The 12,754-nt window shown below is 59.8% G+C and carries 9 protein-coding genes and 1 riboswitch; of the genes, 7 read left to right on the plus strand and 2 right to left on the minus strand.

What is annotated here, in order from left to right; all coding sequences use genetic code 11:
• Positions 1-79: 79 nt before the first annotated feature.
• From malE to malG, 3 genes are read left to right on the plus strand one after another with little or no spacing between them, the layout of a single operon-like run.
• A complete protein-coding gene (gene malE / locus FUU19_RS21900) occupies positions 80-1,273 on the plus strand; it encodes a maltose/maltodextrin ABC transporter substrate-binding protein MalE (protein WP_019453233.1) in 1,194 nt (397 codons plus the stop codon).
• Between the two features lie 57 nt (positions 1,274-1,330).
• The gene (malF, locus tag FUU19_RS21905) at positions 1,331-2,908 is read left to right on the plus strand and encodes a maltose ABC transporter permease MalF (protein WP_230489696.1); all 1,578 of its coding nucleotides are present in this window, start codon (positions 1,331-1,333) and stop codon (positions 2,906-2,908) included.
• A gap of 11 nt (positions 2,909-2,919) precedes the next feature.
• Positions 2,920-3,810, plus strand: a complete 891-nt coding sequence (gene malG / locus FUU19_RS21910) for a maltose ABC transporter permease MalG (protein ID WP_049273304.1) — start codon at positions 2,920-2,922, stop codon at positions 3,808-3,810.
• A gap of 155 nt (positions 3,811-3,965) precedes the next feature.
• Here malG and psiE read toward each other — a convergent pair whose 3' ends face one another.
• Positions 3,966-4,373, minus strand: a complete 408-nt coding sequence (gene psiE / locus FUU19_RS21915; protein WP_202670572.1) for a phosphate-starvation-inducible protein PsiE — start codon at positions 4,371-4,373, stop codon at positions 3,966-3,968.
• 225 nt (positions 4,374-4,598) lie between these two features.
• On the opposite strand from psiE, the gene FUU19_RS21920 reads away from it, so the two are divergent.
• Positions 4,599-6,035 (plus strand): capsule assembly Wzi family protein, encoded by a 1,437-nt coding sequence (locus FUU19_RS21920; RefSeq protein ID WP_141972270.1) that lies wholly within the window; start codon positions 4,599-4,601, stop codon positions 6,033-6,035.
• Positions 6,036-6,096: 61 nt separating this feature from the next.
• On the opposite strand, the gene pgi is transcribed toward FUU19_RS21920, so the two are convergent.
• Positions 6,097-7,743 (minus strand): glucose-6-phosphate isomerase, encoded by a 1,647-nt coding sequence (gene pgi, locus FUU19_RS21925; RefSeq protein WP_033639258.1) that lies wholly within the window; start codon positions 7,741-7,743, stop codon positions 6,097-6,099.
• A 229-nt stretch (positions 7,744-7,972) separates the two neighbouring features.
• On the opposite strand from pgi, the gene FUU19_RS21930 reads away from it, so the two are divergent.
• The 3 genes from FUU19_RS21930 to panS all read left to right on the plus strand — a co-directional run bounded on the left by FUU19_RS21930 (position 7,973) and on the right by panS (position 12,560).
• A complete protein-coding gene (locus FUU19_RS21930; protein WP_230507363.1) occupies positions 7,973-9,781 on the plus strand; it encodes a cation:proton antiporter in 1,809 nt (602 codons plus the stop codon).
• A 52-nt stretch (positions 9,782-9,833) separates the two neighbouring features.
• Positions 9,834-10,028: riboswitch (Lysine riboswitch) on the plus strand.
• Between the two features lie 108 nt (positions 10,029-10,136).
• Positions 10,137-11,504, plus strand: a complete 1,368-nt coding sequence (gene lysC / locus FUU19_RS21935) for a lysine-sensitive aspartokinase 3 (protein ID WP_230489697.1) — start codon at positions 10,137-10,139, stop codon at positions 11,502-11,504.
• A 138-nt stretch (positions 11,505-11,642) separates the two neighbouring features.
• The gene (gene panS / locus FUU19_RS21940; protein ID WP_197834575.1) at positions 11,643-12,560 is read left to right on the plus strand and encodes a ketopantoate/pantoate/pantothenate transporter PanS; all 918 of its coding nucleotides are present in this window, start codon (positions 11,643-11,645) and stop codon (positions 12,558-12,560) included.
• Positions 12,561-12,754: the final 194 nt, after the last annotated feature.

Below are 12,754 nucleotides of genomic sequence, written 5' to 3' on the forward strand. Positions count from 1 at the left end.
AATATGTCGCGTTGTGACCCACTATTACCGCGAAACGTCTCTCCTTGATTTATGTGCCCACAAAAAGAAGGACTGGATTATGACTCGCAGCATTACCCTCGCCCGCACGCTGGCGCTCTCGGCACTGGCCACCCTGGTGCTCTCTTCTTCCGCCTTCGCCAAGATCGAGGAAGGCAAACTGGTTATCTGGATCAACGGTGACAAGGGCTATAACGGCCTGGCCGAAGTCGGCAAGAAATTCGAAAAAGACACCGGCATCAAGGTCACCGTCGAGCACCCGGACAAGCTGGAAGAAAAATACCCGCAGGTGGCCGCCACCGGCGACGGCCCTGACATCATCTTCTGGGCCCACGACCGCTTCGGCGGCTATGCGCAGTCCGGCCTGCTGGCCGAAATCCACCCGTCCAAAGCCTTCCAGGACAAGCTGTTCCCGTTCACTTGGGACGCCGTGCGCTATGACGGCAAGCTGATCGGCTACCCGATCGCCGTCGAGGCGCTATCGCTGATTTATAACAAAGACCTGGTCAAACAGCCGCCGAAGACCTGGGAAGAAATCCCGGCGCTGGACAAACAGCTGCGCGCCAGCGGCAAAAGCGCCATCATGTGGAACCTGCAGGAACCCTACTTCACCTGGCCTATCATCGCCGCCGACGGCGGTTATGCCTTCAAGTATGAAAACGGCAAATACAACATCAAGGATGTCGGCGTCGCCAATGCCGGTTCGCAGGCCGGTCTGCAGTTCATCGTCGATCTGGTGAAAAACAAGCACATCAACGCCGATACCGACTACTCAATCGCCGAAGCCGCGTTCAACAAAGGCCAGACCGCGATGACCATCAACGGGCCGTGGGCCTGGAACAACATCGAGCAGAGCAAAATCAACTACGGCGTGACGCTGCTGCCGACCTTCAAAGGCAAGCCGTCCAAGCCGTTCGTCGGCGTGCTGACCGCCGGCATCAACGCCGCCAGCCCGAATAAAGAGCTGGCGACCGAGTTCCTCGAGAACTACCTGCTGACCAACGAAGGGCTGGCGGACGTCAACAAAGACAAACCGCTGGGCGCAGTGGCGCTGAAGTCCTATCAGGAAGCGCTGGCCAAAGATCCGAAGATAGCGGCCACCATGCAGAACTCGCAAAACGGGGAAATCATGCCGAACATCCCGCAGATGAGCGCCTTCTGGTACGCCGAACGCAGCGCGGTGATCAACGCCGTCAGCGGCCGTCAGACGGTGAAAGCCGCGCTGGACGACGTGCAGACCCGTATCACCAAGTAACGACGTCGTGCGGGGTGCCACGGTGCCCCGCCGTTGCTTCACAGAAAGGAACGCCCTATGCAATTCGCTCACGCCGGGACGCCTGCGCGTAAAAAATCGAAGTGGTGGCAAAGCGACGCGCTGAAATGGCTGGTGGTCGGCCTGTTCAGCCTAGTGACCTGCTACCTGATTGTGTTGATGTATGCACAGGGTGAATACCTGTTCGCCATCCTGACGCTGATCCTGGTCAGCGCCGGGCTTTACGTCTTCGCCAACCGCCGCGCCTACGCCTGGCGCTATGTGTATCCCGGCGTCGCCGGCATGGGGCTGTTCGTCCTGTTCCCGCTGATTTGCACCATCGCCATCGCTTTCACCAACTACAGCAGCACCAACCAGCTGACTTTTGAACGCGCGCAATCGGTGCTGATGCAGCGCCAGTTCCAGAGCGGCCAAACCTTTACCTTTGGCCTCTACCCGGCGGAAAACCAGCAGTGGCGCCTGCAGCTGACGCCACCGGACAGTGAACAGCCGCTGATCTCCGAGCCTTTCCGCCTCGACGCCGCCGCGCCGCAAACCCTGAAACTGACGGCGCAGAGCGCCGCGCCGCAGGGCGAACGCGCCACGCTGCGGGTGATCACCCAGAACCGGCAGGCGCTGAGTCAGCTGGTGGCGCAACTGCCCGACGGCGGGGAATTGCGCATGAGCTCCCTGCGCCAGTTCTCCGGCACCCGCCCGCTGTATGCGCTGGACAAAGACAGCAGCACGCTGACCAACAACCAGACCCAGGTGCGCTACCGGCCAAACGGCGACATCGGCTTCTATCAGGCGATCAACGCCGACGGCGGCTGGGCGCAGGAAACCCTGAGCCCGGGCTATACCGTCACCACCGGCTGGAAAAACTTCCTGCGGGTGCTGCAGGACGAGGGCATCAAGAAACCGTTCGTGTCGATCTTCATCTGGACCATCGTGTTCTCGGTGATGACGGTGATCCTCACCGTGGCGTTCGGCATGGTGTTGGCCTGCGTGGTGCAGTGGGAGGCGCTGAAAGGCAAGGCGATCTACCGCGTGCTGCTGATCCTGCCCTATGCGGTGCCGTCATTCATCTCGATCCTGATCTTCAAAGGCTTGTTCAACCAGAGCTTCGGCGAGATCAACATGATGCTCAGCCATCTGTTCGGCATCAAACCGGCCTGGTTCAGCGATCCGCTCACCGCCAAGAGCATGATCCTGATCGTCAACACCTGGCTCGGCTACCCCTACATGATGATCCTGTGCATGGGGCTGCTGAAGGCGATCCCGGACGATCTGTACGAAGCCTCGGCGATGGACGGCGCCAACCCGTGGCAAAACTTCTTCCGCATCACCTTACCGCTGCTGATCAAGCCGCTGACGCCGCTGATGATCGCCAGCTTCGCTTTCAACTTTAACAACTTCGTGCTGATCCAGCTGCTGACCAACGGCGGCCCGGACATGATCGGCACCACCACGCCGGCCGGCTATACCGATCTGCTGGTCAGCTACACCTACCGCATCGCCTTCGAAGGCGGCGGCGGGCAAGACTTCGGGCTGGCGGCCGCCATCGCCACGCTGATCTTCCTGTTGGTGGGCGCGCTGGCGATCCTGAATTTGAAAGCCAGCAAGATGAACTTCGATTAGGGAGAATAACGATGGCCATGGTTCAACCCAAGTCCCAGCGCCTGCGCCTGTGGATCACCCATATTTTGATGCTGTGCTTTATCGCCCTGATCATGTTCCCGCTGCTGATGGTGATCGCTATCTCGCTGCGCTCCGGCAACTTCGCCACCGGCAGCCTGATACCGGAAACCCTCTCCTGGGATCACTGGCGGCTGGCGCTCGGCTTCAGCGTCACCCACGCTGACGGCAGCGTGACGCCGCCGCCGTTCCCGGTGCTGCTGTGGCTGTGGAACTCCATCAAGATCGCGGCGATCACCGCCATCGGTATCGTGACGCTGTCCACCACCTGCGCCTACGCCTTCGCCCGTATGCGTTTTCGTGGCAAGAGCACGCTGCTGAAAAGCATGCTGATCTTCCAGATGTTCCCGGCGGTGCTGTCGCTGGTGGCGCTGTACGCCCTGTTCGATCGCCTGGGCCAGTACATTCCGTTTATCGGCCTGAACACCCACGGCGGCGTGATCTTCGCCTACATGGGCGGCATCGCGCTGCACGTCTGGACCATCAAGGGCTATTTCGAAACCATCGACAATTCGCTGGAAGAGGCGGCGGCGCTGGACGGCGCCACGCCATGGCAGGCGTTCCGTCTGGTGCTGCTGCCGCTGTCGGTGCCGATTCTGGCGGTGGTGTTCATTCTGTCGTTTATCGCCGCCATCACCGAAGTGCCGGTAGCGTCGCTGCTGCTGCGCGATGTGAACAGCTACACGCTGGCGGTGGGGATGCAGCAATATCTCAACCCGCAGAACTACCTGTGGGGCGACTTCGCCGCCGCCGCGGTGCTGTCGGCGATACCGATTACCGCCGTGTTCCTGCTGGCGCAGCGCTGGCTGGTGGGCGGCCTGACGGCCGGCGGCGTGAAGGGGTAATTTGTGCCACTGCAGTGCGTTTGATGTCTTTCCTTATCTTTTACCCTATGGATTTCAAGTTACAGCGAGTGCAGTCAACAACGCTGTAGCTTGAAAGACGACGGGTAATGATATCCTGTGTCTTTGGCGGCCATTGGCCGCCATTTTTATCTCCGCTACTCCCGTTTCAGCCGATCGGTGTTGGCCAGATAGAGCGTCACCACCAGCACCAATATCGCCGCGGCGTAGATCAGGGTATCGATGGGATTCTTGTGGTCCACGATAATCAAACGAATAATCGCGGTAATGCCGATATAAATAAAATAGCGCAGCGGGAAATGATAACCCGACTCAAAATACTTGACGATCAAGGCGATAAATTCAAAGTACAAGAAATAAATCACGATGCCTTCAATCAACAGGTAAGAAGAAGACTCTTCGTTGTTGATAAATAACACCTTCGCCAGGTGGAGGGTTTCCTTGACCAGAAACACCGCCAGAATTGCCGCCAGCAGCAGCAAGCCCACGTTCAGTACCCGCTGCAGCCCTTTCGCTATCATGATCGAACGCGACGTTTTTGCCATAAAACCTCTCTCAGAATACCGCTAATATGATTCAACCGTCCCAATATAGGCATTGTCTTAAAAATTATGCCCCGCGCGAAAGCACTTTAAACCCCATTTAATTCATAAAGTTATAATAAGATGTTTCTGGCTTATAGATTTGTAGCAAATCGAAATGTCAACTATCATGGGTCACAGAGATCTTTACATAAAACTAATAACCTCGAATTAACAAGGGAATTCTTTATGCGCGCTAAACTTAACGGACTGGTCGCTGCGGGCCTGTTTACCTGTGCATTGTCCGGCCACGCCGCCGGCCTGGTAACTCCTGACAACGATCTGCGTAACGATCTCGCCTGGTTGTCTGACCGCGGCGTCATCAACGTCAGCCTGTCCACTTGGCCGCTGAGCCAGGAAGAGATCAGCTCCGTTATCGCGCAGGCCAAGCCGGTCACCAATACCGAGAAAAACGTCATCGACCGCGTGCAGCGCCGTGTCGATGCCTTGAAAGCCAACATCCGCGTCAGCGGTTACGCCTCGACGGATAAACCCGGCACCCCGCAGGGCTTCGGCCAAAATGAGTACGCCGACGATCGCCTGACCATCGGCGCCGGCGCCAACGGCGAGTTCTGGGACGTGCGTCTGCAGGGCTCGGTGGAAGGCGATCAGCGCGTCAGCGACGGCTCCAAATTCAATATGAACGGCTCCTACGGTGCGGTGAAAATCTGGAACCAGTGGCTCTCCTTCGGTGAAGTTTCCCAGTGGTGGGGCCCTGGCTACGACGGCAGCCTGATCCGCTCCGACGCCGCACGCCCGGTGGCGGGCTTTATGCTGCAGCGCGCCGACCAATCGCCGTTTGAAACCCCGTGGCTGTCGTGGATCGGCCGCTGGCAATACCAGCTGAGCGCCGGCCAACTGTCGCAGTACAGTTCAGTACCGCACACCAAACTGATCGGTGGCCGTTTCACCATGATGCCGACCGACTTCCTGGAGCTGGGCGCTTCACGCATCATGATGTGGGGTGGCGAGGGCCGACCGCAGTCGTGGAGCTCGTTCTGGGACGGTTTCACCGGTAAAGATAACGATGATTCAGGTAAAGGCAACGATCCGGGCAACCAGCTCGCCGGTTTCGATTTCAAACTGAAAATGCAGCCGCTGATCGGCCTGCCAGTTAGCCTGTATGGTCAATTGGTGGGTGAAGATGAAGCGGGCTATCTGCCATCGCAAAACACCTATCTGCTCGGACTGGAAGGCCACCCGGAATGGGGCCCGACGACCATTAACTGGTATATCGAAGGGTCAGACACCCGTTCGGATATGAGCCGCAAAAACTATGTGTACACACACTATACCTACAAAGGCGGCTACTACCAGCAGGGTTACCCGCTGGGCCATGCGATGGGCGGCGACGGCCAGATGCTGTCCGGCCGCGTAGAGCTGGTGCTGGACGACAGCCAGCGTTGGAGCACCCGCTTGGTTTACGCCAAGGTGAACCCGCTGAGCCAAAGCATCAACCAGGCGTTCCCGAAATCCGATACGCTGAAGGGCATTCAGGTCGGCTGGGGTTACACCTTCCCGTCTCAGGTTAAATTCGACACCAGCCTGTGGTACACCGACAACGATCACAGCACCGCCGATGACGTCGGCGCGGGCGTCAGCTTCGAAGTGCCGATCAACCTGTAATTTTTTGCCGACGTAAAAAAACCCGCCGCGGCGGGTTTTTTATTGGCTTCAGCTCAGGCGATTAGCGCCATTCCTTGAAGCGGTTGATCAGCGCATTGGTCGAGCTGTCGTGGCTGCTGATTTTCTCGCTGCCCGCCAGCTCAGGCAGGATGCGGTTAGCCAGCTGTTTGCCCAGCTCCACGCCCCACTGATCGAAGGTGAAGATGTTCAGGATCGCGCCCTGGGTGAAGATTTTGTGCTCGTACAGCGCAATCAGGCTGCCCAGGCTGAACGGGGTGATTTCGCGCAGCAGGATCGAGTTGGTCGGACGGTTGCCTTCAAACACTTTGAACGGCGCCACGTGCTTGACCTGCTCAGGGGTTTTACCCTGCGCCGCGAACTCGGCCTCCACCACTTCCAGCGACTTGCCGAACGCCAGCGCTTCGGTCTGGGCGAAGAAGTTGGACAGCAATTTGGCGTGGTGATCGCCCAGCGGGTTATGGCTGATGGCCGGCGCGATGAAGTCGCACGGCACCAGCTTGGTGCCCTGGTGGATCAGCTGGTAGAACGCATGTTGGCCATTGGTGCCCGGCTCACCCCAGATGATCGGGCCGGTCTGGTAATCCACCGGATTGCCGTTGCGGTCGACGTACTTGCCGTTGGATTCCATGTTGCCCTGCTGGAAGTAAGCGGCAAAACGGTGCATGTACTGATCGTACGGCAGAATGGCTTCGGTTTCGGCACCGAAGAAGTTGTTGTACCAGATACCGATCAGCGCCAGCAGCACCGGCAGGTTTTTCTCCGCCGGCGTTTCGGCGAAGTGCTTATCCATGGCATGCGCGCCGCTCAGCAGCTGCTCGAAGTTGTCATAACCGATGGACAGCGCGATCGACAGACCGATCGCCGACCACAGGGAGTAACGACCCCCTACCCAGTCCCAGAACTCGAACATGTTGTCGGTATCGATGCCGAACTCGGCCACCGCTTTGCCATTGGTGGACAGCGCGGCGAAGTGCTTGGCCACGTGCTGTTGATCGGCGGCGCTGCTCAGGAACCAGTCGCGCGCGCTGTGGGCGTTGGTCATGGTTTCCTGAGTGGTGAAGGTTTTGGAGGCCACCAGGAACAGCGTGGTTTCCGGGTTCAGCGGCTGCAGCGTTTCGGCGATATGGGTGCCGTCAACGTTGGAGACGAAGTGCATGTTCAGATGGTTTTTATACGGGCGCAGCGCTTCGGTCACCATGTAAGGGCCGAGATCCGAGCCGCCGATGCCGATGTTCACCACGTCGGTGATCGGCTTGCCGGTGTAGCCTTTCCACTCGCCGCCGATGACGCGCGCGCAGAACTGTTTGATCTTGGCCAGCACCGCGTTCACTTCCGGCATCACGTCTTTGCCGTCGACCAGGATCGGGCTGTTGCTGCGGTTGCGCAGGGCAATGTGCAGCACCGCGCGATCTTCGGTACGGTTGATCTTCTCACCGGCGAACATCGATTTGATGGCGCCTTGCAGATCGGTTTCTTTCGCCAGCGCCTGCAGCTTCTCCAGGGTTTCCTGCGTGATACGGTTCTTGGAATAGTCCACCAACATTTGGTCGTTGAAGGTCGCGGAGAACCGGGAGAAACGATCGCTGTCCTGGGCGAACAGGTCGGCGATCCGTACGTCTTTCATCTGTGCATAATGTTGCTGCAGGGCTTGCCAAGCAGCGGTTTGACTAGGATTGATATTTTTCATAGCAACACTCTTAGGCTTGAGAATAAAAATGACGCGTTTGTCCGATTGTAGCCTGTTCGACTGTGATTATGATCTCTTTTCTTGCGATAGGCGCTAACTGTCAACGCATTGCCGCCTCGTTTCAGCTTTCACTCTATACTTTTGGCTAACGGCCTGTTATCGGGGTTGCCGAATTGTCATCAGGCTGTGTCATCGTCGCTCATTTCGTCATTTGAAAGGGATCTCGCTTATGGAATTATCCGCCCCGCTCATGTTGGTGCTTATCGGCCTGGCGTCGCTGCTGGCGCAGTGGCTGGCCTGGCTGCTGCGCCTGCCGGCCATTTTGCCGCTGTTGCTGTTCGGCATCGTGCTCGGCCCGACGGTGCATCTGGTGCAGCCGGATCTGCTGTTCGGCGATCTGCTGTTTCCGCTGGTGTCGCTGTCGGTGGCGATCATCCTGTTCGAGGGGGCGCTGACGCTGCGTTTCGAGGAGATACGCGGCCTCGGCGGCGTGGTGCGCAATCTGGTCACCGTCGGCATGCTGGTCACCTTTTTGGTCATCAGCCTCGCCAGCTGGTGGCTGCTGGATTTCCCGCCGGAGCTGGCGGCGCTGATCGGCGCGGTGACGGTGGTGACCGGACCGACGGTGATCGCCCCGCTGATGCGCGTGGTGCGGCCGAACGCCAACATTAACCAGGTGCTGCGTTGGGAAGGGATCGTCATCGATCCGGTCGGCGCCATCTTCACCCTGCTGGTGTTCGAATTCATCGTGCTGAAACAGAATGCGGAGTCCTATACCCATCTGTTTTGGACGCTGGGCGTGACCGCCGCCGTCGGCCTGATCGCCGGCGCGCTGTTCGGCTACCTGCTCGGCCTGGCGCTGCGCCGCGTCTGGCTGCCGCGCTACCTGCAGAACCTGGCGGTGCTGGCGATCATGCTGGCCGCCTTCGGCGTTTCCAACGCCATCGCCGACGAATCCGGCCTGCTGACCGTCACGGTGATGGGCATCTGGCTGGCCAACATGCGCGACGTCGATACCAGCGATATTCTGGCGTTCAAAGAGGAGCTGTCGGCGATCCTGATCTCGGCGCTGTTCATCATTCTGGCGGCGCGGCTCGACATCCAGGCACTGTGGAACATGGGCTGGCCGCTGCTCCTGCTGCTGCTGGCGGTGCAGTTCATCGCCCGGCCGCTGTGCATCGCGGTGTCGACCTGGCGCTCTTCCCTGCACTGGCGCGATCGGCTGCTACTGTGCTGGATCGCCCCGCGCGGCATCGTCGCCGCGGCGGTCAGCTCGCTGTTCGCGCTGACGCTGCAGCGCAGCGGCTATCAGGGCGCCGACCGGCTGGTCACCGTGGTGTTCGCCATCATCATCGGCACCGTGGTGCTGCAAAGCCTGACCAGCGGTATGATGGCCCGCTGGCTGCGGGTGCAGCAGCAGAAACCGCGCGGCGTGCTGATCGTCGGCGCCAACAGCGTGGCGCGCATGCTGGCGCAGGCGCTGATCAAGCTGAACGTGCCGACGATCAGCACTGACAGCAGCTGGGAATACTACCGTCAGGCGCGCATGGACGGCATTCCGGCCTACTATGGCCATGCCTATTCCGAACACGCCGAGAACTACCTCGACCTGAGCAATATCGCTCAGGTGTTGGCGCTGTCGCCCAACCGCCACCAGAACGCGCTGGCGGTCTACCACTTCGGCCATCTCTTCGGCGAGGATCACGTGTTTGCCATCCGCTCGGGAGCGCCGTTGAAAGGGCGCGGCGCCAGCGCGGAAAGTTCGCGTTTCCGCCGGCATGAAATTTTATTTAATCAGGAAGCCACCTACGGCCGCCTGAGCAGCCTGCTTGCCAGGGGGGCCACCATCAAAGCGACCAAATTGAACGAAAATTTCGGTTGGCTGGAGTATTTGGAGAAACATCAGGGCGTTATCCCGCTATTCAGCCAAAAGGAAGACGGTTCTCTGCAACCGATTGGCGCCGGTTCCACGCCCGCGATGCCCTGTACGCTTATCGCGCTGGTACAAGATGAAAATCCCTCACCGTCTGTACGTTGACAGAATGGCGATAACCGGCTATTCCTAACAGCCTACTTGCGCACCCGGTGCGCAAGCCAGAAGAGGCGCGTCGCCCAGGTAGAGTGTCAGAGGAGCCGTTTCTCCGTTGACGGCACCCGAGGGGGAGCGACGCCGAGGTACGATAATGGCCGGCCATTATCGTATCGACTACAGGGGCTGAATCCCCTGGGTTGTCACCAGGGGATCGCCCACAGGGCGATCGACAAGGTGGGGCGCTTCTGGGTGTATCGTAGCCTGACCTCTACGCCTGCCCCCTGTTTACCGCTCTCCCCTTGTGCCAAGGCTATGGAATTACAGTGCCCCCAAACGGGCATCCCTGACACGAGGTTTCTACATGAACCAAGCAGTACCCCAGAATTCCACCGTGGTAGCCAAGTTCGGCGGCACCAGCGTCGCCGACTTTGAAGCCATGAACCGCAGCGCCGACGTCGTGCTGGCCAACCCGCAGGTCCGCCTGGTGGTGTTGTCCGCCTCGGCGGGCGTCACCAACCTGCTGGTCGCCCTGGCCGAAGGTTGCGAGGCCGACAAGCGCAGCTACCAGCTTGATGAAATTCGTCGCATCCAGTACGCCATCCTCGATCGCCTCACGGCGCCTGCGGTGATCCGCGACGAGATAGACCGGCTGCTGGAAAACATCGCCATGCTGTCAGAGGCCGCGTCGCTGGCCACCTCGACGGCGTTGACCGACGAGCTGGTCAGCCATGGGGAGCTGATGTCCACCCTGCTGTTCGTGGAGATCCTGCGCGCCCGCAACGTGCAGGCCGAATGGTTCGACGTGCGTAAAGTGATGCGCACCGACGATCACTTTGGCCGCGCCGTGCCGGACAGCGCCGCGCTCAGCGAACTGGCCCGGGCGCAGTTGCAGCCGCGCCTGCAGGAAGCGCTGGTGGTCACCCAAGGCTTTATCGGCAGCGAGCCGAAAGGCCGCACTACCACGCTCGGCCGCGGTGGGAGCGACTATACCGCCGCGCTGCTCGGCGAGGCGCTCGGCGTTGGCCGGGTGGATATCTGGACCGACGTGCCAGGCATTTACACCACCGATCCGCGCGTGGTGCCGGCGGCCAAGCGCATCGACAAAATCGGTTTCGAAGAGGCAGCGGAAATGGCCACCTTCGGCGCCAAAGTCCTGCACCCCGCCACCCTGCTGCCGGCGGTGCGCAGCGACATTCCGGTATTCGTCGGCTCCAGCAAGGATCCGGCGGCCGGCGGCACGCTGGTATGCAACACCACCGAAAACCCGCCGCTGTTCCGCGCGCTGGCGCTGCGCCGCAAGCAAACGCTGTTGACGCTGCACAGCCTGAACATGCTGCACGCGCGCGGTTTCCTGGCCGAGGTGTTCAATATTCTGGCGCGCCACAACATCTCCGTCGATCTGATCACCACCTCGGAGGTCAGCATTGCGCTGACTATGGACACCACCGGTGCCACCTCCGTCGGCGGCAGCCTGCTGACCACCTCGCTGCTGACCGAGCTGTCGTCGCTGTGCCGGGTGGAAGTGGAAGAAGACCTGGCGCTGGTGGCGATCATCGGCAACCAGCTGTCGCGCGCCTGCGGCCTGGGCAAAGAGGTGTTCGGCGTGCTCGATCCGTTCAATATCCGCCTGATCTGCTACGGTGCCAGCAGCTATAACCTGTGCTTCCTGGTGCCGGGCGAAGAAGCCGAGCAGGTAGTGCGTACCCTGCACCACAACCTGTTCGAATAAGTCATCCTGATTGCGGGCGCAGCACGCTGCGCCCCTGCATCTAAAAAATCTGTTTAAAACCGGCAGGGGTTCAGCATGTTGAACCCGCAAAAAACACAACCACACCCACCGTTCTCACTCTGGCTAAGGAAAACCTGCATGTTGGCACTCTTCACGCGCTTATTCCCCCTGTGGGCGATACTGCTGTCCGTCACCGCCTATTACACGCCGACCACCTTTACCGGCATCGGCCCCTACGTCAGCCCGCTGCTGATGCTGATCATGTTCGCCATGGGCGTCACGCTGCGGCTGGACGACTTCAAACGCGTGCTGGCGCGCCCCGGCCCGGTGGCGGCCGGCATCTTCCTGCACTATCTGATCATGCCGCTGGCGGCCTGGATCCTGGCGATGCTGTTCCGCATGCCGCCGGATCTGTCCGCCGGCATGGTGCTGGTGGGCAGCGTAGCCAGCGGCACCGCGTCCAACGTGATGATCTACCTGGCCAAGGGTGACGTGGCGCTGTCGGTGACCATCTCGGCGGTCTCGACGCTGGTGGGGGTGTTCGCTACGCCGCTGCTGACCCGCCTGTATGTCGATGCCAAGATCAGCGTCGATATCATGGGCATGCTGCTGAGCATTCTGCAGATCGTGGTGATCCCGATCGGCCTTGGCCTGATCGTCCACCACACTCTGACCAAGGCGGTGAAACGCATTGAGCCGCTGCTGCCGGCGCTGTCGATGGTGTGTATCCTGGCGATCATCAGCGCAGTGGTCGCGGGCAGCCAAAGCCACATCGCCTCGGTCGGTTTGGTGGTGATCGTCGCGGTGATCCTGCACAACGGCATCGGTTTGCTCAGCGGCTACTGGGGCGGCAAGCTGTTCGGCTTTGACGAATCCACCTGCCGCACGCTGGCGATCGAAGTCGGCATGCAGAACTCCGGGCTGGCCGCCACGCTGGGTAAAATCTACTTCTCGCCGCTGGCCGCCCTGCCGGGTGCGCTGTTCTCGGTCTGGCACAACCTCTCCGGTTCGCTGCTGGCGGGTTATTGGTCCGGTCGTCCCATCAAGAAAAAATAAACCGCCTGTCGGGACGCAAACAATTGCGTCCCGTTCTTCCCTGCGAAATTTCGTATTTCCCACTGGTCGGATTGTCATAATTCCTCTCATCCCCTATCATCCGTGAAAAATAAAAATTCAGATTCTTCCTATCCATGCCGATAATGTTGGCAAGAGAAAGAGACGTTCTACTTTTTTTAATTAATTAAGTCACC

Origin of the sequence: Serratia montpellierensis, assembly GCF_020858655.1 — a bacterium.
GTDB lineage: Bacteria > Pseudomonadota > Gammaproteobacteria > Enterobacterales > Enterobacteriaceae > Serratia > Serratia montpellierensis.

Coding starts and splice junctions, on each gene's coding strand:
- malE (WP_019453233.1), top strand. CDS start 80: ATGACTCGCAGCATTACCCTCGCCCGCACGCTGGCGCTCTCGGCACTG.
- malF (WP_230489696.1), top strand. CDS start 1,331: ATGCAATTCGCTCACGCCGGGACGCCTGCGCGTAAAAAATCGAAGTGG.
- malG (WP_049273304.1), top strand. CDS start 2,920: ATGGCCATGGTTCAACCCAAGTCCCAGCGCCTGCGCCTGTGGATCACC.
- psiE (WP_202670572.1), bottom strand. CDS start 4,373: ATGGCAAAAACGTCGCGTTCGATCATGATAGCGAAAGGGCTGCAGCGG.
- FUU19_RS21920 (WP_141972270.1), top strand. CDS start 4,599: ATGCGCGCTAAACTTAACGGACTGGTCGCTGCGGGCCTGTTTACCTGT.
- pgi (WP_033639258.1), bottom strand. CDS start 7,743: ATGAAAAATATCAATCCTAGTCAAACCGCTGCTTGGCAAGCCCTGCAG.
- FUU19_RS21930 (WP_230507363.1), top strand. CDS start 7,973: ATGGAATTATCCGCCCCGCTCATGTTGGTGCTTATCGGCCTGGCGTCG.
- lysC (WP_230489697.1), top strand. CDS start 10,137: ATGAACCAAGCAGTACCCCAGAATTCCACCGTGGTAGCCAAGTTCGGC.
- panS (WP_197834575.1), top strand. CDS start 11,643: ATGTTGGCACTCTTCACGCGCTTATTCCCCCTGTGGGCGATACTGCTG.